Origin of the sequence: Actinoplanes sp. NBC_00393, from assembly GCF_036053395.1 — a bacterium.
Lineage (GTDB): Bacteria > Actinomycetota > Actinomycetes > Mycobacteriales > Micromonosporaceae > Actinoplanes.
Genome location: NZ_CP107942.1, coordinates 8845586 through 8863315 on the forward strand (window position 1 = coordinate 8845586; position 17730 = coordinate 8863315).

Below are 17730 nucleotides of genomic sequence, written 5' to 3' on the forward strand. Positions count from 1 at the left end.
CCGTCACTTCCTGAACAGGCCGAGCGGCACGGCTGCGGCCATCGCGGCCATGCCGGCGTCGTTCGGGTGCAGGTGGTCGCCGCTGTCGAAGGCCGCGGCCAACCGCAGCGGATCGGCCGGGTCGCGGACCGCGCGGTCGAAGTCGATCACGCCGTCGTACTCGCCCGACGTCCGGATCCAGTGATTCAACGCGGCCCGTTTGCGCTCGTTCTCCGGGGTGTAGAAGCCGAGCGTGTCGTCCTTGAACGGCAGGACCGTCGCACCGTACGCCCGAAGCCCGGCCTGATGAGCGCGACCGATCAGCTGACGGTGCCCCCAGATCAGATCCTCCGCCGACACCACCTCGTCGGGCGGAGCGACGGTGCCCGGGTGACCGAGATCGTTCACCCCGAGCAGCACCACCAGGTACGCCGCGCCGGGTTGCGCGACCACGTCCCGGTCGAAGCGGCGCAGCGCGCTGTGCCCGAAATACGCCGCGAACGCCTCCGCGGCGCTGCCGGCCGGCGGATTCGGGTCGTGCAGCAGCCGGTTGCCGGAGATGCCGACGTTGGCGACACCGCGCTCCAGACGTGCGGCCCGCAGCCGGGCGGCCAGCAGGTCGGGCCAGCGGTGGTTGGCGTTGGTCTCGGTGTTCGCCCCGTTGGTGATCGAATCGCCGAGCGTGACGATCGAAGAAGTCCGGGCGTGAACACTCACCCCGGAGAGGAAGAGGAACTGCCCGACGGTCTGAACCGGCGTGACCCGGCGGGCGGCGGTGACATTCCCGGTCGCGATCACGTTGTCCTGGAAGGCGAACGCGGCCAGCGTGGTGACCGGGGTGGACATCGGAAGATAGATGCTGACGACGAGATCCGCCCCGCCCTTGATCGCCAGCCGGACCGGATCGCTGACCAGCGGCGCCCCGGCCGGCGCGGTGACCGAGGTGCGACCACCGAACGTCACCCGCCGGTCGGTGCCGGGCACCGCATCGGTGCTCGCGCCCGCCCCCTCCCGGACCGCGACGCGCACTTCGCCGATCCGCAGCGGGCCGGTGCCGAACTCGTTGGAAAGCCGGATCCTGATCTGATCGCCGCCGACGCTGGTGTGCACGACGTGCCTGACCGTTTGATCGCTGAGCGTCAGAGGCGGGCCCGGTGGAATCGTGGTGGGCGCGGCCGCCCAGGTCGCGACCCAGCGTTTGTCATTGGCGTCATCGCGCCCGGCTGCTGATGCGGCGGCGGCCTGAGGCGCGGCTGCCGCGGCGAGGGCGGCGCCGGACGCCAGAGCAAGAACTTCACGACGGGTCGACATTAGGCACTCCGAAACTTTCGCATCGGATGGTCGAACTTCCGTAACGTAGATCCGGCCGATCTCTGCCGTCAAGGCGGGATGTGGCGCAGGTAAGCGATATGGCTTCCCGTGATGTTTGTCGATGCCATGTCGTTGACTGTGCACCGTCGTTGGGCTTACTGTCTCGCTCGGAGCGCGGAAGTTTCGAGCCATCGGGATGCCGCGCTCGACCAGAAGCGTGCGGCGGTCGCTTCGAGCACGGGTTCGTCGGTGCGGGTCGTCACCCACGGCTCCGAAGCGCCGGCCCGCCCACGGCGGGCTCCACCCCGCCCGGCGGGCTTTCGCCTCGCCCGGCGGGGCTCCGCCGCGCCTGACGGGCCCAGCCCCGTCAGGCGCGGACCGGGAAGAGGGCCGCACCCCCGGCCGTGCCGGCACCGTCCGCCGGCACGGCCGCCACCCGCCACAGCGCGCAGCCGGTCACCTCACGGCCGCCGCCTGCCTTCGGCGTAGCTGTCGCCTTGCTACATCGCGGCCGCTTGCCGCCAGCCTGATCCTCCAGCCAGCTGCCGGCCACCGCGTGGCACCGCTCCGCAGCCTCGCCCGCGGCCACCGCCTCGCCCGAGCGGCCCCACCCGCGCGGCAGCCGCCCTGCCACCTGGCTCGCCCGGCAGTTGCTCCGCTACCTCCCTGCGCGGTAATCGCCTTGCGCGCGCGGTGCCCGACTTTGCCTGCGTGGCAGCCGCCCTGCGCGATGCCCGCCCTTGCCTGCGAAGGCCGCCATTGCCTGCGCGGTGCCCGCCCTGCCTGCGAAGCCCGCCTTTGCCTGCGCGGTACCCGGCCTTGCCTGCGAAGCCCGTCTTTGCCTGCGCGGTGCCCGCCTCGCCTACGCAGCAGCCGCCTCGCCCGCGGGGCAGCCGCCCTGCCCGCTGGCCGGCGGGGCAGCCGCCCTGCCACCTAGCCCGCGGCAGCCACTCCACCGCCTCGCCCGCGAGGCCGTCGCTTGGCAGGCCGCGGCCGGTTTGTCGCGGTCTGGGTCAGCCGCGCCAGAGGGTGACCATCATTGCTTCGACGGCGATTTTCGGCTTGACGTTCTGCTCGATGGCGTCCCGGCAAGCAAGCACCGCCTCAAGCCTCCGAAGCGTGCTTTCCGGCGACCATTTCTGTGCGGCCGCCTCCGACTGGGAAGACACGTCTCCGTGCACGACCGCGACCGGCGCGCGCAGGTTGGTGATCAGCACGTCCCGGTAGAAGCCGGCCAGGTCGACCAGCGCCCTGTCCAGAGCATCCCGCTGGGCACGGGTGGCCCGTGACCGTTGGCGTTTCTCCAGGTCCTTGATCTGACCGGCGGCTCCGCGCATGGCCCCGGCGGCGCCCCGGCCGGTGCCACCCGCACCGAGTGCCTGCTCCAGCGCAGCGCGCTCGGCGACGTCGCTCTCAGCCACTGCGGCGGCCGCCTCGGCCTCGGCTGCCTCGATCAACGCGGCCGCCGCGTCGAAGCAGGCTCCAATACCGGTCAGCCGTCGCGGAACAGAGAGCACGGCCTCCCGCCGAGCTCGCGCCTCCGGGTCGCCGGCCAGCAGTTTCGCCCGGCCGACATGCCCCTGGGACGCCGATGCCGCCCAGGCCGCGACCTCCACCGCCACCCCGTCCCGCTTCGCCAGCACCTCGGCGACGGCGTCGGCGGGTGGCTGGCGCAGGGACACCACTCGGCACCGGGAACGGATCGTCACCGAGATGTCGTCCGGATGCGTGGACGGCGTACAGAGAAGAAAGACCGTCCGCGGCGGCGGCTCCTCGATCGCCTTGAGCAGGGCGTTGCCGGCTGCCTCGGTGAGCCGGTCGGCGTCCTCGATGATCACGATCTGCCATCGGCCGCCGGACGGCGCGGTCGCCGCCCGCAGAACCAGCGCCCGCATCTCGTTGACCCCGATGGAAAGCCCTTCGGGCACGACGAACCGCACATCAGCATGCGTCCGGCCGAGCGCGGTGTGGCAACCGTGGCACTCACCGCAGCCCGCGCCGTCGCGCTCACACTGCAGTGCCGCCGCGAACGAGCGCGCCGCCACCGATCGACCCGACCCGGGTGGCCCGGTGAAAATCCACGCATGGGTCATCCCGCCACCGCCGGGCTCGCCCGCGACAACACGGGCGGCCGCGCTCGCGGCCCGGCGGAGGGTCTCGACCGGCTCATCCTGGCCGACCAGCTCCGAGAAGACGTCATGCCGACTCACCCGATGATGGTATTGCGAGGGTCCGACAGAAACCGGACCGCCTGTCCCTGCCTTAGCCCGGCCCGCCCTCTCGGCCACTCCGCTCGCCCGCCGCTCCGGCCTGGCGACAGCCTCTGAACCGGCCCGGACTGCTACTCATGGTGATCGTCGTGCGCGTCTCCGTAACAGTGTGTGCTCGCCCAAGTAGTTATCCACAAGGGACTTTCCGGCGTAGCGGGAGCATCGCCGCAGCGGGTACGGTCTGATCCCGGAACGCGACGGCTGCATGACGCGCGGTGAGGAGCCATGAATGGCCCGCGAGATCGACGAGGCGTGGATCGACGAGGCGGTCGACCGATATCGGCACATCGAGAAGTTACGTGCCGAGTTCGACAGAGCGGTCGTCGCCCACTCCGTGTCGGTGCACTCGCCGGACCAGTCGATCGAGGTGGTGGTCACCGCCGCCGGCGACATTGTGGACGTTCGGGTGCACGGCGGTCTTCGGCATCGCGACGCTGCGGAGTTCGCCCGGGAGATGCGGGCCGTCGTCACCAGCGCCGCCGAGGCCGCTCGCTGGGCACGGGAGAAGTTGCACGACGAGGTATTCGGAACGTTCCGCAGGTTGGAGGGGCACTGACGTGGATCGACTCGCCGATCAGATCGACCAGGTGGCGGCGGCTCTGACCACGATGGACCGGCGGATGCCAAGCCTTGCGCCGAGCGCTTCCGCGTTCGGCGCCGACGATGCGGGACGGCCGGGCCGGATCGGGCGGGCCCTCTACGCGGGCTGGACAGCTGTGCTCGCTGCGCGGGCGCGGGAGGCGGCTGACGTCTCCGCGAGCCTGACCCGGACGGCTGCGGCCGTGCGGACCAACGCCCAGCAGTATGCGACCACCGACGACGCGGTTCGCCGCAGATTCCAGCGAGGGCTCTGATGGCGGATCGTCTGGACCAGCTGGTGCAGGCCGCGGGTCCGCTGTTGAGCCGGGTCGACGCCGTGCTCTCCGAGCTCGGAGCGCCCGAGGGACACCATGTCTGGCCGGAGCTGCGCCGGGTCCGGCTGCTGCCCGGCGACGCGGTGCGGGCCGTGTGCGACCTGCAGCCCGAGGCGATCCGCGAGACGCTGCCGGAGCTGCGGGCCAACGCCCGCAGCTACGCGGACCTCGCCGACAGCGTCCCTTTCGCAGGCGAGTGGTCCGGCGAGGCCGCTGAAATGTACGAGCAGGCCCGCCGCCGAGCCGCCGAACACCTCGCCGGCGGCCCCGAAAGCCTTGCCCGCCGGATGGAGCTGACAGCCGACTTCGCCGAGGCCCTCACCGAGTGGATGACCCGCACTCGCGACGATCTGGCCATGACGCTGGCCGAAGCCCTGGGCGCTGCCGAAGCAGTGACCCTCTCCGCCGGCAGTGACCTCCCACCCGACGAACAGGCGAGGGCAGCAGCCGCGGTGGCAGCCCTGCTGCTGCGCACCATCGCAGACAGCTACGACCGCGGCGAGTCACTCCTCGACGAGTCCGTCCCACTGCAGAACGCGCTACTTGTCTGACCCATCAACGTCCGGCCGGTCCAATGGTCTCGACGCGCCGGGTGCCTGGCGTTGGCGTGAGGCCGGCGTGCGTTGACCGTGCGGCGTTGCAGGTGCTCCTTCATCAGGCGCAGACGGGGGTCAGCCAGGCGCTTGTAGTTCCAAAGTGGTGCGTCCGGGCGACCGTTGCCGCGACCGCCCGGACGAGTTCCGTTGGCGTCAGGAGCTGAAACGGCGCTTCCGGGAAGTGATGATGAGGGCTGCCGCACCGCCGATCAGAAGGGCGGCGCCGGCCAGAAGCAGCGAGAATGCGCGCGGTCCGGTGATCGGCAGGCCGGCCCCGGCACCCGCGCCGGCCGAGGAGACACCCTGCCCGTATCCGGCCGGCGACGGGGCGACCGCTGCGCCCTCCAGCAAGCCGATGCCGAGGTCTGCGACCGCAGGGGACGGTCCGTAGCCGCGCTTCGTACGTCCCAGGCCCTGATCGCGGACCAGCGAGACCTTGATTGCGGTCGCCCGGGCGGCCACGGCGTTGCCCTTGGTGGCTTGACGTACGTCTCCGAGCGCGATGCGCAACCGCGTTCCCTCGCTCTTGCCGGGCGCCGGGGCGGATTCCGGTTCGCCCGCCGCGGGCAGTCCGCCGACCGACGGCAGCGGCAGCGGTGCGATCGGCTCGATCAGCGCGGGAAGTGACTCCAGTTCACGTGCCTTATCACGTACCGTGATCTCCATGCTGTCACCAGCAGTGACGAGACGCTTGGACTGGCCGTTCCGATCGGAGACCTGGACCACGGCCGGCCGGTAATTCACCTCGCTCTTGCCGGTCGGGGACATGCTGACCCGTAGTTCGGGCGCGCGCAGCACCTCGATGCGGACCGCGCCGTCGGCGAGACTGATCCGGCCGGCCGTGATGGTCGCCGACGCGACCGATTCCGGTCGCCCGTCGCGCTGCCGCACCGCGGTGTCGCTTCGGCCCATGATCTTTTCCGGTACGCCGAGCAGCGAGTCGCTGCCGGCCCCGATGACCGTGATGCGGTTGAGTTCGGCGGTCGACCGGGCCGCCTCGGCGTCGGTGGATCCGCAGGTCATGTCGGCGTTCCACCGGGCGTGGGCGGTCAGTTTCCCGTCGCCGGCCCGCAGCGGCCCGAACCGCTTCTCCCCGGTACGCCGTACCGTTGGGTGCTTGCTGCTCGGCGGCGCCTGCTGCACCACCAGGTCGTTCCGGGTGGAGGACCCGGCGACACGGCCGTCCAGGATTCGGGCGGCGGCCGCCGAGTTGACCGGGCCGTCGGCGATCAGGACGCTTCGGGCGTCACCGAGCCCGACTCCACCGATCGACTGCGGGGCGCGCTTGTCCTCGCGTACCCGGCTGATTTTGCTCTCTTGCGACCTCTCGGTGTTCGCAGCGACTGCGGTCCGCTGGCGTGTTCGCGGCGGAGTGGCTGCCCCATCGGCCGGAGCGGGGGTGACCGTCTTCGATCGGGCCGGGCTCGTTGCGACCGTGTCCGTGATCGCAAGCACCGAGGCGGCCGCGTCGTCGCCGTCCGGGTTCAGCGAGGTGACGGCTTGCTTCGCACCGGAAAGCAGGGCTGAGTCCTTCGGGGCCGACGCACCGGCGGCCCGGCCGGAACGCGCAGCATCGGCATCCTCGTCTGAGCCCGACGGGACGGCGCCCGGCGAGTCGGAGCCAGGCGAACCAGAACCAGAACCAGAACGTGACGAGCTAGAGCCTGTGGGGCCGGAGCCGGAGCCGGAGCCGGAGGAGCCGGAGCTGGAGCCGGAGCCTGACGAACCAGACCCCGAGGAGCCGGAGCCTGACGGATCGGCGCCCGACCGACCGGAGCCGGACCGGCCGGATCCCTGCGATCCGGAGTCCGACGGAACGGAGTCCGACGGGATGGCAGCCCGGCCTGACGGCGCTGTGTCGCCGGTCGATGGAGCGGCATCCGTGCCGCGCCGGTTGGCGGGAGATCCAGCATCCTCGCGGTTCTGGGACTCGTCGTCCCGGTGGGCGGCGCCTGCCAGCGGGCCGAGATCGAGGCGGTTGATTCTCAGCACCTCGGCTCCGGCCTGCGCGGCGAAGTGTTCGAAGCGCTCGCACGACGAGGGAGCGGGCGCGGCGAAGGCGGGCATCGGCGCAGTGAGCGTGCTCACGAATCCCAGCGCAACGACACTGGCGGCCACCGACCTGGCGGGGGTCATAGCAGTTCCTTTCCAGGCGTGCCGCCGCGGCGGCGTCAACTGACGGCTTCTACGGGACTGGCCAACGAAGGTCGATTGGGGCGGTTGCGCCACATCTATGCGACAACCCGCGCGGGTAGTTCAAATCCGGCATTTGGTACGGCTTGCTGGCCGCCGTAGGGTTGACCTCATGGGCATGCTGTGCGCGGTCAGTTTCAACCGGTATGGCCGCCTCTACTACCTCGACCCGAATGGGTTCACGCCGTCCGTCGGAGACCGTGTGCTGGTGCCGACCGACGACGGACCCGAGGTGGCGGAGTGCGTCTGGGCGCCGCAATGGGTCGACGAGGAGACGTCCGGTTTCCCCAAGGTGATCGGACTCGCCGACGACCAGGATCTGCGGCGCGACGAGCTGCTGCGCAAACGCAAGGCGGAGGCGAAAGTCGCCGCCAAGAAACTGATCAAGGCGCACGAGCTGCCGATGAAGGTGGTCGCGGTCGATCACGTCCTGGACCAGGGCGGCACCGGCAGCGCGCGGACCACGATCTACTTCACCGCGCCGCACCGGGTCGACTTCCGGTCGCTGGTCCGGGACCTCGGCGCGACCCTGCACTGCCGGGTCGAGCTGCGTCAGCTCTCAGCCCGTGACTCCGCGCGGGTGCAGGGCGGCATCGGCTCCTGCGGGCGGGACCTGTGCTGCGCCACGTTCCTGACCGACTTCGAGCCGGTCACCATCCGGATGGCCAAGGATCAGGATCTGCCGCTCAACCCGCTACGCATCTCCGGTGCGTGTGGTCGGCTGATGTGCTGCCTGAAGTATGAGCACCCGCTCTACCAGCAGTTCCAAGCCTCGGCGCCGGCCGTCGGCAGCCGGGTGACCACGCCGGAGGGCGACGGTCGTGTGGTCGCGCACAGCGTCCCGAAGGACTCGGTCGTGGTCCGCCTCGACGCTGACGGCTCCCGCTGCTCCTGCAGCCGGGCGTCGGTCTGCGCCCCGCGCCAGGCCCACGACGCCCACTACGGCGAGAGCTGAGCGCGGCGAGGGCTGAGCGCGGCGAAACGGCGGGGCTGAGCGCGGCGAGGATTGAGCGCGGCGGAAACGGCGAGGGAAGAGCGCGGCGAGGGCTGAGCGCGGCGAGGATTGAGCGCGGCGGAAACGGCGAGGGAAGAGCGAGGCGAGGGCTGAGCGCGCCGAAAGCGGAGGGCAGCGCGGCGAAGGCAGAACGCCGGCCCGGTGAAGACCGGTGGCCGCCGCCTCAGGGCGACTCGGCGAGCTTGTCGATCTGCTCGCGCAGCACTCGAATCGTGTTGTCGAGGTAGTCGGTGATCACGGCCATCTCGCGCTCGTCGTACTTCCCCATGAACTCGCCCATGGACCGACCCAGATCAGCGAAGATGCTGCCCACGTCCGGCGATTTGTCCGGGTTCGCAATCAGCAGCACCCGCCGCCGGTCCGTTGGATCGGGTTGACGTAGCACGTACCCAGCACGCTCTAACCGATCAACAATCGCGGTCAGCGCGGTGACGCCGACCCCCAACTCGGGCGCGAGTGCGCCGATCGGCATCGGCGCCCCGCGCAGGATCGCGCCGAGCGCCTTGTGCTCGGCCGCGCTGAGGCCGAGCCGGCGAGCGATCGCCTCATGGAACAGCACGATCGCCGTGCTCAACTCCCAGCCGTAGTCCCGCATCGCCCCGACCCCTTTACTTCACAACCTTGGATAGTCCATCGTAGTGGAATATCTGGAGGTTGCCATGAACGACGTGCTACGCCTCGGCCGCGACGCCGCAGTCTGGGCCGCCCGGTCCTACCGTCATCACTTCCCGCTCGTCTTCGGCCTATCGATCATCCCCACCGTGCAGCGCTTCGCGGTGGTCTACTGGAAGCCGCCCGCGCTGATCTCCATCACCACCGAAGTGCTGGTGACCGGCACCCGCATCCTGCTCGCCGTCCTGATCGTCCGAATCATGCTGGCCGAGATCGGCGTCGACCGGCGCACCGCCTGGTCCCGGCTGAAAGCGGCAATCGACAGCCGAAGGCGCGCCTTCTGGGCCAGTGGGCGCTGCTCGCGATCGCCTTCCTGATTTTCGACGTCCTGCTGAACGCCTTGGTCGCCACGACCGTCCCCGCCGACCAGCAGGCTGCCGTGACCGCAGTGATCGTCGCCGTCAAGAACCCGACCATCATCGCCTTCACCCTGCTCTGGATGGCCGGCATCGGCCGAACCCTGATCGCCGACCAGAGATCGCTGCAGCCGATCTAGGGCCGGACCGCCCGTGGCCCGGCCACGACGATCGGCTCCTCGATCCGGCGGACGGCGAGTGGCTCCTCGGGCCGGACCCAGGGAGCCTCCGGACCGCCCGCCGGATCGGCGGCCCAGCGATGACAGACCCGGTCCACCCCGAGCGCGTGAATGGTCAGCGTGCCATCGGCATCGATGTGCATGCGCAGAAAGCTCTTGCCGTCCTCGATGCTTTGGCCGGCGAACAACTCGTTCAGATTCACCCCGAACCGGCCGGAAATCAGCAGGTACAGCGCGCAGAGCTGGGTGGAGAGGATCGCGATCAGCGGCCCGTAGCCGACCGCGGCGATCACCAGCGGCCCTGGCCAGTGCCAATCCCGGAACGGCAACTGCAGCCACACCCAGGTGCCGCCGACGGCGAGCCCGATCTGGGCCAGACCATGCGCCACGCCGAGAATCCAGTGCCGCGCATGCTTGGCGGACGCCGCTTCCGGCGGCTTAGCGAACAGAATCGTGCCAGCCATGATCAGTACGAGCATGAGCACCAACGGGATACTGAAGAGCCGCTGGATGTTCCCGCCCTGACTGGCCGCCCCCGCCATCGCCAGCATCGTCAACGTCTGGATGATCCCGAGCATCGTGGCGAACCCGGCGTTACGGCGCGGCAGGCGGTGGAAGACACCCCAACCCCAACGGCGCGAGGTGGGCTCGTCGGGGAAACGGGCCACCAAATCGTACGCCCGGCTGCGGCTCTTACTCCGGGTCAGCGTCTCTTTCGGCGGAACGGTGATCTGCCCCGGAAGATTCTGGGTGCCCAGCGTGTACGCCCCGCCGCCCCCGCAGGTGATCAACTCCCGGTCGTCCCCGGTGTACCGCGCGTAGTGGTGCAGATCGCCGGAGACCAGCACCCGCACGTGCGCCTGAGTCGGGGCCAGGATGGTCCGGATGAAGTAGTCGACCGCGTCATACGCCTCTGGCTCGTCGACAGCCTTCACCCAGGTCGGCGACGGGGTCATCAGGATGATCCGGTCGTCCGGCCCGACCTCCCGGGCCGCCTTCTCGAAGTACAGCAGTTGTGGATCGTCGATGTACGCCCCGAACTGCTCGTCCACCGCGAACAGCCACCAGTCCGCCGGCAGTTTCACCGCGAAATACGACCGCCGCTGCTCGGTGCGCCACCCGCCGATGTGCCCGTCCTTCCGCCGCGCGAAAAGCCGGAGGAACGCGGTCAGCCCGTCGTACCAATCATGGTTTCCCGGAAGCGCGAAGAGCGTGGGCCGCGGCGCCCCGGCCGGCGCCTCCGGCAAGGCCGCGCGGTACGGGCCCTTCATCCTGTTCTCATAGCCGTCGCCGCTGGCCAGGGGATAGACCTGGTCACCGCCCATCAGCAGCAGGCGCCCGCGTGGCAGCTGGTCGCCGTCGACGGTCAGCTCAGGCTGGGCCAACAGGTACGCCACCGAATAGGTCGCGTCGAACCCGTCCCCGAGGTCGGCGACGTAATCCAGCCAGATGTCGCCGTCGGCCGTCGCGGAGTGATCGAAGAACTCGCCATCCAGCGCATTCTGCAGCTCACGCTTGTCCAGATAGGCGCCGAACAGGATCGCGAGCAGGGCTCGCAGCCCGGTGTTGAGCAGCAGCAACGGCGCCAGCCAGCCGATCGGGCCTTTGGGCGTGAAGCCGAGCTCCTGAGGATCCAGGGTGCGCGGTCGGTTGGGCACGGTCTGTTCAGACTCAACGGGGCGCTGCCGGGGAGCGATTGCCACGCCCTGCACATTAGTCAGGGGGTACGACATCAGACGTCCCTGCGAGGCGTGGATCGTCGATGTCGTACACTGGCTCTCGTTGCCGCCTTAGCTCAGTCGGCTAGAGCGACGCACTCGTAATGCGTAGGTCGACGGTTCGATTCCGTCAGGCGGCTCCATACGAAAGCCCAGGCCAAATGGCCTGGGCTTTCGTCATCTACCGGTCCCGGTCACTTCACCTTGAGCTTGATCGCCGCGCTGGTCACGGTCGCGTTGTAGGCGCTACCCGCGACCACCACCCGCAGCGTCCAGGTGCCGCGCTTGAAGGTCCGCGTGAACGAGTAGGCCCCACCGGCCACCGTCTTGCCCGTCGTGACCGTCACCCAGCGGGTGCCCGCCTTGCGCTGCAGTGTCACCTTGACGCCGGAACGACCGGGCTTCGCCGTACCGGAGAGTTTGACCTTGGTTTTGGTCTTGTTCGCCTTCAGCGTGACCGTGTAGCGGACAGTGACCGCCGCCGCGGCCGATGTGGCCGGCCACATGCCGGCCGAACCGGTGTACCGAACCCGGTACGCCGTGGTGGTGGACGGTTTCACCGCGGCCCGCCACACTCCCTTGGCGTCGGTCCGCGTCGACAGGACGTAACTCCAGGTGGTCTTCCCGGCCGGCCGCTGCTCCAGGACCACCGCGGTGTTGGTGACCGCGGTTCGGCCGCCGCGCAGGATTCTGCCGCTGAGGGTGGCGGGTTTGCCGGAACTGACTGCGATCGGTGACGCGGTCAGGGGGAGCGCGGTCGGGGTGAGGGTGGTCGTGAGTTCCGCGCTGTCGCCCAGTGCGCTGGTCGCGCGCACCCCGATGGTGTACGCCCGGCGGATGTCCAACTTCGTCAACTCGAGCGACCGAGCTGTCGCGGGCAGCGTCGTCTCGGTGCCCGGCGTGACCCGGACGATCCAGCCGGTGACCGGCGTCTCCCCGGTCTTGCCGCGCCGTTCCCACACCAGCTTCGCGGTGCCGTTGCCGCCCGCCGCCGAGACGCCGACCGGTGCCGACGGCCGGTTCGCCGGCAGCACCTGCCAGGGGATGGTGGCCGTGACCGTCTCACCGTCGGCGTCGGTAACCGTCACCAGTGTGGTGCCTGATCCTTCGGTGGTGGGGATCCCGGAGATGGATGCGACGTAGGTGCCGGTGGCCGGCTGCCGCACCGAGACGGTCAGGCCGTCGGGCACCCCGGTGACGGTCACCTTCAACGAGTTGTAAGGGTCGGCCATGTGGTCCGACATGTCGTTGACGGTGACGCTGTAGTTGCCGAGGGCTCCGGCACCCAGCTGCATGTTCATCGCGGCCGGCGCCGACTGGATGACCGGCGGGCCCTTGACCACCCACCACATCAGTTCCCGGTCGGTGTTGCCGTCCGGGTCGGTCACGATGATGTTGCTCGGGTAGTCGCCCCTGGTCGTGGGGGCGCCGGTGATGAGGCCGTTCGCGTCGATCGTCACGCCGGGCGGCAGGTTGATGGCGCTGAAGGTCATCGGCTGGCCCTGCGGCTCCCGGGCACTGACCTGGATGCGGACGGTCTCGCCGAGGCGCGGGCTCGGCATGCTGTCACCGAAATTGTCGAGCTGTGGCGCGCCGAACGCTCCGGTGGAGCCGTCGACCCCGGCGGCGAGCCAGGCAGCGTTCACCGCACGGCGTTCCGCGCTGTCCGGGCCGTACAGATCGGCGGCCGCGAGCATGGTGGCGTCCCGCGCGCCGGCGAAGTCGGTGTTCGACACCATGTAGATGTTGAGCGCGCGGTACCAGATCTGGGCGGCACGGTCGTTGCCGATCCCGGTGACGGGTGCGGCGCCGTTGCACGGCGTGCTGTCTCCCCACTGCGAGTCGCCGCTGCCCACGGCCAGGTTGTAGAAGAACTTGTTGCCGATTCCGGCCGAGTGGTGGACGTCGAGGTCCTTGACCGTCGGTGACCAGCAAGAGGCCGACTTGCCGTCCCGGTCCGGTTCGTCCATCCGGCGCAGTGCTGGGTCGCGGGCTCCGGTCCCTTCGCCCACCAGGTAGTCCGGTGCGTCGGCCGGGTTGTTCACCCAGAACTCGACCAGGGTGCCGAAGATGTCGCCGGTGGCCTCGTTCAGGCCGCCGGACTCGCCGCTGGAGACCAGGTTGGCGGTGTGCTGGACGAGCCCATGCGCCGTCTCGTGCGCGACCAGGTCGACGGTCGTGAACGGCCGGCCCGCGGGGGTGCCGTCACCGAAGTACATGCAGCCGCAGGCTCGGCTCCAGGAGGCGTTGGCCCAGTCGATGCCGTGATGCACGTACGCGGTCAGGCCCTTGCCGTCGTTGCCGACACCCGAGCGGCCGAACGTCTCCTTCAGGTAGTCCCAGGTCTTGGCCAGGCCGTAGTGCACGTCGACGGCGGCCGTGGCTCGGTCGCCGCGGGTGCCGTCGCCCCACACGTTGTCCGCGTCGGTGAACTCCCCGAACTCCTTCGGAGCGAGGTGCGAGTAGTTCCGGTTCTGAGCGTCACGCACGGTGGTGCCGCCGCGTGCCGGGTCGACCAGCCGGTACGTCCCGTCGGCCTGCCGAGTGGTGCCCAGCGGCACCTGACCGGCATGCAGGCCGTGCCCGCGGCCCTCGTCGGCGTGGTGCACCTCGTCCCAGGTGCGCCGGATCGCCCCGGTGGTGGCGTCGACGATCACCACTTTCCCGCCGGACGTCACCTCCCACGCGAGCACCGGCTTCCCGTCGAAGGCGTCGATGACCTTCCGCGCCTTCCCACCGGAGGCCACCGAGATCGCCTTCTGCCGACCGATCTTGGCCGTGATCGGAACGTCGATCACCTGTGATTGCGCCACGGTGGCGCCACTGAATCGGCCGGCCGCACTCGTGTGAACCACGAAGTCGCCGCCGAGCACCGGAAGGCCCGCGTGCGTGCGCTCGAACCGGACATGCCGGGCCCCACTCGCCTCCAGCACGGTGTCGACCGGGCGGTACTGCTCGTTCGGTGCCGACCGGATCGCTGCGCCGTTGCGGCGAATCGCCGTCCGGGCCTCAGCGGTCAACCGGGTCGGGCTGATCGATCTATCCGGAGGAACGGACGCGGCCGGCGATGGTTCCAGCGACGCGGGGACGGCCGGGGCCGTCTCGGTCCAACTGGCCCGCGTTTCGTCTGCAGTGCCCTCCCGGGTCACCGCGACTGCCACTCCGGTCCCGGTCAGGACCACCATGGCGGTAAATGCGATCAGGGCACGGCGACGCCGGACTGCCATCCTCTGTTCCCCCGTCGATCATCGATAGCGGTGGAACGATACCGGATCGACGGGGGTTGTGCCTGTCTACACAGGACGCTTCAGAGCCGGCGACAGAGCGATCGACACGATCAGCAGCACCGCCACGGCGAGCAGGCCCCGCAGAACCGTGACGTGGTCACCGAGGAGCCCGATCAGCGGCGGCCCGCCGAGGAACGCGCAGTATCCGATCGACGCGACCACACTGACCCGGGCGGATGCTTTGGCCGGCTCGTCCGCGGCGGCGCTCATCCCGACCGGGAAGCCCAGCGAGGCGCCGAGACCCCAGAGCAGGGCGCCGGCGAACGCCAGCGGGGTCGCCGCACCGAACACGAACAGCACCAGGCCGGCCAGCGCCGTCACCGCCAGCACGCGGAGCACCGGGACCCGGCCGTAGCGGTCGAGCAGTGCCGGGCCGAACCAGCGGCCGATCGTCATGGCGGCCAGGAAGACCGCGAACGCCAGCGTGCCGACCGCGGCCGAGGTGTCGTAGTCGTCGATCATCGCGACGCTGATCCAGTCGATGCCGGCGCCCTCGGTGAACGCGAAGGCCAGCACGAACACGCCGATCAGCAGGGTGCGCGGCTCACGCCAGGACGCGAGCGCACCGCCGAGCCCGCCATCCGCCCCGGACGGCGACGAGGGCTCCTCGTCGTCCGGCAGGAACCCGCGCACGGCGGTGACCACGGCGACCGTGACCAGGATGCAGGCGATGGTCACGTGCGCGGTGACCGACAGGCCCACCGCCACCGCGCCCGCCCCGATCAGCGCGCCCGCGACCGTGCCGACGCTGTACCCGGCGTGGAACCGCGGCATGATCGACCGTTCGATCCGCCGTTCCACCAGCGCACCCTGCACGTTCATCGCCACGTCCCAGGCGCCGGTGGCGAATCCGTACAGGTAGAGGCCGATGATGACCGGCACGACCCCGAACTGGTAGCCGACGGCCACCACGGCGAGCGCCACGCCGAGCAGCACGGCCATCACGCCGACCGTCCGCCGCGACCCGAACCGCCCGACGATGTGCCCGGCCAGCGGAAGCGAGGTGATCGAGCCGACCGCGATGGCCAGCAGCACCAGCCCGAGCCGGGACGGACTGAGCTCGAGTTCGTCGCGGATCTGCGGGATGCGGGCGGCGAAGCTGGCCATGGCCACGCCGAGGAAGGTGAAAACGACATAGACCGCGCGCGTGGAGGCCCGCAGGTCGGTCGCGACGACTGTGCTCAAGTGCGCCCCGTTAATCGTGAGGAAGGTTCGCAGAAGACGGTATCTAAACTTCAGGCGTGCTGGAGGAGCCGGAGTGGGACGTCGCGGTGATCGGGGCGGGGCCGGCCGGACTGTCGGCGGCGCACGCGGCGGCCTCGGCCGGGGCCCGGGTGGTGGTTCTGGAACGCGCCGAGCACCCCCGCTACAAGACCTGCGGCGGCGGATTGCTCGGGACGTCGCTGCGGATCAGCGCGGAGCGCCTCGCCGTGCCCGCCCGCGACACGATCAACGCGGTCACCTTCACCCATGACGGCCGGCGCGAGTTCACCCGCCGATCGCCGGGCGAGCCGGTGGTCACCATGGTGCGGCGGGCCGATTTCGATCACGCCTGGTATCAGGCCGTGGTTGCGCTGGGCGCGACAGTCCGGCAGAACAGCCTGGTCCGGGCCGTTTCCCAGAGCGAGCGTACGGCTACCGTCAGCCTGGCCGACGGCAGCGACGTGACCGCCCGGGTGGTGATCGGCGCCGACGGTTCGGCCGGGGTGAGCACCCGGCACGTCGGCGTCACCTTCGACCAGCAGGACCTCGGCCTGGAGGTGGAACTGGCCGCCTCCCCGGCGGACCGGTCCGGCTGGCGTGGCCGTCTCCTGCTCGACTGGGGCCCGGTCCCCGGCTCGTACGGCTGGGTCTTCCCGAAGGACGACCAGCTCACCGTCGGCGTGATCATGGAAAAGGGCCGCGGTGCCGACACCCGCCGGTACCTGAGCGATCTCGTCGCCCGGCTTGGTCTCACCGAGCACCCGGTGCTGCGCGAGTCGGGCCACTTGACCCGCTGCCGTACCGCGAACGCCCCGCTGCGCCGCGGCCGTGTCCTGCTCGCCGGCGATGCGGCCGGTCTGCTCGAGCCGTGGACCCGCGAGGGGATCAGCTACGCCCTGCGCTCCGGCGCCTGGGCCGGTACGGTCGCCGCGAACGGCGGTGACCTGAGCGCGTACGACCGGATGGTGACCGAGCGACTGGCGCCGGAGATGGCCGCGGGCCGCCGGCTGCTGGGACTCTTCGGCAGGCATCCCGCGCTGGTGCACGCGGCGTTCGCGAGCCCGCTCGGGTGGCGCGCGTTCACCGGCTTCTGTCGTGGGGAGATCTCGATGGCGCGGGTGCTTCAGGCTCGTACGCTGCGGGTGGCCGTGAGTGTGCTGGGCGGCCGGCGCGCTCCTGCGCGGCCGGCCACCGACTAGCTGCTTCTCAGGAGCGCAGTTGCCACGGCGCCCATTGCACCGGAGCGGCGAATCCGCCGCGCCGGGCGTCCCGGGCCCCGGCCGCGGAGAGCGGCCCCTCCCGGTCCGACTTGACTCCGGTGCCGATCAGCCTGGTCTCGAACCAGGATCCACTCATCCCACGACGGACACGTTCCCAGAGCCCGCCCTCGATCAACGCGGCGACGTGGGTCTGCAACATACTCGTCAGTTCTCTCGGATCCTCACCGCAGACGTCACAGGCACAGGCCGGCAGGGATTCCTCCCACCACCGGCCGAGACGCAGGATCAGTCCGGGATCGGTGAAATGGATCGCCAGCGGTGCCGCGGTGGGCACGCGGGGGATGAGCCGGACGGTCCGCACGAGCGCGTCATCGAGCCCGAGCGGTTCTTTGCTTTCCCGGCGCTCCACCTGGTAGCGCTCGGTGAGCTCGTCCAGCAGGTCGTCGGCCGCATCGTGCAGGATCGCGAAGCGGTCGGTGTCGGTGGCGTGCGCGTAGCCGTCCACCAGTGCAGTATGCCGCGCTCGGCCCGCGACACCCTGCTCCTCCGGAACTATCGGAATCATTCGAAACCGAAGTCCCCGGCTTTGACTCCGGCGACGAACGCGTCCCACTCGCCCTTGGTGAAGGTCAGTGGCGTGCCCCCGGGCTGCTTGGAATCGCGGACGAGGTACCGGTCTCCGACCTTGGCAACCTCGACACAGGCCCCGCTTGAACACTGACCGCTACGACGCCAACCTGGCCCATCCGTCGGTTTGATCATGTGTGTGCACCTCCGTGACGGTTCGGTTACACGGTAAGCGAATGTGACGAACCAG

The 17730-nt window shown here is 70.2% G+C and carries 16 protein-coding genes and 1 tRNA gene; 8 read left to right on the forward strand and 9 right to left on the reverse strand.

Going from position 1 to position 17730, the window contains the following annotated elements:
• Nucleotides 1-3: 3 nt before the first annotated feature.
• Together OHA21_RS40955 and OHA21_RS40960 are read right to left on the reverse strand one after the other, a co-directional pair.
• Entirely contained in the window at nt 4-1362 is a 1359-nt protein-coding gene (locus tag OHA21_RS40955) for an SGNH/GDSL hydrolase family protein (protein ID WP_328464501.1), read from the reverse strand.
• A 941-nt stretch (nt 1363-2303) separates the two neighbouring features.
• On the reverse strand, nt 2304-3500 hold the full coding sequence (locus tag OHA21_RS40960) for a DNA polymerase III subunit delta' (RefSeq protein WP_328464503.1): 1197 nt from the start codon (nt 3498-3500) through the stop codon (nt 2304-2306).
• 289 nt (nt 3501-3789) lie between these two features.
• On the opposite strand from OHA21_RS40960, the gene OHA21_RS40965 reads away from it, so the two are divergent.
• From OHA21_RS40965 to OHA21_RS40975, 3 genes are read left to right on the forward strand one after another with little or no spacing between them, the layout of a single operon-like run.
• Nucleotides 3790-4116 (forward strand): YbaB/EbfC family DNA-binding protein, encoded by a 327-nt coding sequence (locus OHA21_RS40965; RefSeq protein ID WP_328464505.1) that lies wholly within the window; start codon nt 3790-3792, stop codon nt 4114-4116.
• Nucleotide 4117: 1 nt separating this feature from the next.
• On the forward strand, nt 4118-4414 hold the full coding sequence (locus tag OHA21_RS40970; protein ID WP_328464507.1) for a hypothetical protein: 297 nt from the start codon (nt 4118-4120) through the stop codon (nt 4412-4414).
• Nucleotides 4414-5025 (forward strand): hypothetical protein, encoded by a 612-nt coding sequence (locus OHA21_RS40975; RefSeq protein ID WP_328464509.1) that lies wholly within the window; start codon nt 4414-4416, stop codon nt 5023-5025. Before OHA21_RS40970 ends, OHA21_RS40975 begins: the two co-directional genes overlap by 1 nt.
• A gap of 198 nt (nt 5026-5223) precedes the next feature.
• On the opposite strand, the gene OHA21_RS40980 is transcribed toward OHA21_RS40975, so the two are convergent.
• Entirely contained in the window at nt 5224-7158 is a 1935-nt protein-coding gene (locus tag OHA21_RS40980; RefSeq protein ID WP_328464510.1) for a hypothetical protein, read from the reverse strand.
• Nucleotides 7159-7375: 217 nt separating this feature from the next.
• Between OHA21_RS40980 and OHA21_RS40985 the strand changes: the two genes are divergently transcribed.
• Entirely contained in the window at nt 7376-8218 is an 843-nt protein-coding gene (locus OHA21_RS40985; RefSeq protein WP_328464511.1) for a PSP1 domain-containing protein, read from the forward strand.
• A 223-nt stretch (nt 8219-8441) separates the two neighbouring features.
• Here the strand turns inward: OHA21_RS40985 and OHA21_RS40990 are convergent, their stop codons facing one another.
• Nucleotides 8442-8873 (reverse strand): MarR family winged helix-turn-helix transcriptional regulator, encoded by a 432-nt coding sequence (locus OHA21_RS40990; protein WP_328464512.1) that lies wholly within the window; start codon nt 8871-8873, stop codon nt 8442-8444.
• Nucleotides 8874-8916: 43 nt separating this feature from the next.
• Here OHA21_RS40990 and OHA21_RS40995 point away from each other — a divergent pair, with 43 nt between their 5' ends.
• Nucleotides 8917-9267, forward strand: coding sequence for a hypothetical protein (locus OHA21_RS40995; protein ID WP_328464514.1), 351 nt, complete (start codon nt 8917-8919; stop codon nt 9265-9267).
• Nucleotides 9268-9290: 23 nt separating this feature from the next.
• On the forward strand, nt 9291-9446 hold the full coding sequence (locus OHA21_RS41000) for a hypothetical protein (RefSeq protein ID WP_328464516.1): 156 nt from the start codon (nt 9291-9293) through the stop codon (nt 9444-9446).
• Here the strand turns inward: OHA21_RS41000 and OHA21_RS41005 are convergent.
• Nucleotides 9443-11218: a metallophosphoesterase family protein gene (locus tag OHA21_RS41005; protein WP_328464518.1), complete on the reverse strand. Its 1776-nt coding sequence runs from the start codon at nt 11216-11218 to the stop codon at nt 9443-9445. The genes OHA21_RS41000 and OHA21_RS41005 overlap by 4 nt on opposite strands.
• A 51-nt stretch (nt 11219-11269) precedes the next feature.
• On the opposite strand from OHA21_RS41005, the gene OHA21_RS41010 reads away from it, so the two are divergent.
• Nucleotides 11270-11346: transfer RNA gene (locus tag OHA21_RS41010), tRNA-Thr, on the forward strand.
• 51 nt (nt 11347-11397) lie between these two features.
• Here OHA21_RS41010 and OHA21_RS41015 read toward each other — a convergent pair.
• Both OHA21_RS41015 and OHA21_RS41020 read right to left on the reverse strand, forming a co-directional pair.
• Nucleotides 11398-14223 carry a M4 family metallopeptidase gene (locus OHA21_RS41015; RefSeq protein ID WP_328464520.1) on the reverse strand — a complete coding sequence of 942 codons (2826 nt, stop codon included), beginning with the start codon at nt 14221-14223 and terminating at the stop codon, nt 11398-11400.
• A 273-nt stretch (nt 14224-14496) separates the two neighbouring features.
• On the reverse strand, nt 14497-15675 hold the full coding sequence (locus tag OHA21_RS41020) for an MFS transporter (protein WP_328464522.1): 1179 nt from the start codon (nt 15673-15675) through the stop codon (nt 14497-14499).
• Between the two features lie 56 nt (nt 15676-15731).
• On the opposite strand from OHA21_RS41020, the gene OHA21_RS41025 reads away from it, so the two are divergent.
• Nucleotides 15732-16892 carry a geranylgeranyl reductase family protein gene (locus OHA21_RS41025; RefSeq protein ID WP_328464524.1) on the forward strand — a complete coding sequence of 387 codons (1161 nt, stop codon included), beginning with the start codon at nt 15732-15734 and terminating at the stop codon, nt 16890-16892.
• Nucleotides 16893-16899: 7 nt separating this feature from the next.
• Here OHA21_RS41025 and OHA21_RS41030 read toward each other — a convergent pair whose 3' ends face one another.
• Entirely contained in the window at nt 16900-17418 is a 519-nt protein-coding gene (locus OHA21_RS41030) for a DUF6226 family protein (protein WP_328464526.1), read from the reverse strand.
• Between the two features lie 56 nt (nt 17419-17474).
• Nucleotides 17475-17675, reverse strand: coding sequence for a DUF397 domain-containing protein (locus OHA21_RS41035; protein WP_328464528.1), 201 nt, complete (start codon nt 17673-17675; stop codon nt 17475-17477).
• Nucleotides 17676-17730 lie beyond the last annotated feature (55 nt).

Bases quoted from the DNA above. Each gene is read 5' to 3' on its own strand.
- OHA21_RS40965 (WP_328464505.1), top strand. From the start codon at position 3,790: ATGGCCCGCGAGATCGACGAGGCGTGGATCGACGAGGCGGTCGACCGA.
- OHA21_RS40975 (WP_328464509.1), top strand. From the start codon at position 4,414: ATGGCGGATCGTCTGGACCAGCTGGTGCAGGCCGCGGGTCCGCTGTTG.
- OHA21_RS40985 (WP_328464511.1), top strand. From the start codon at position 7,376: ATGGGCATGCTGTGCGCGGTCAGTTTCAACCGGTATGGCCGCCTCTAC.
- OHA21_RS40990 (WP_328464512.1), bottom strand. From the start codon at position 8,873: ATGCGGGACTACGGCTGGGAGTTGAGCACGGCGATCGTGCTGTTCCAT.
- OHA21_RS41005 (WP_328464518.1), bottom strand. From the start codon at position 11,218: ATGTCGTACCCCCTGACTAATGTGCAGGGCGTGGCAATCGCTCCCCGG.
- OHA21_RS41035 (WP_328464528.1), bottom strand. From the start codon at position 17,675: ATGATCAAACCGACGGATGGGCCAGGTTGGCGTCGTAGCGGTCAGTGT.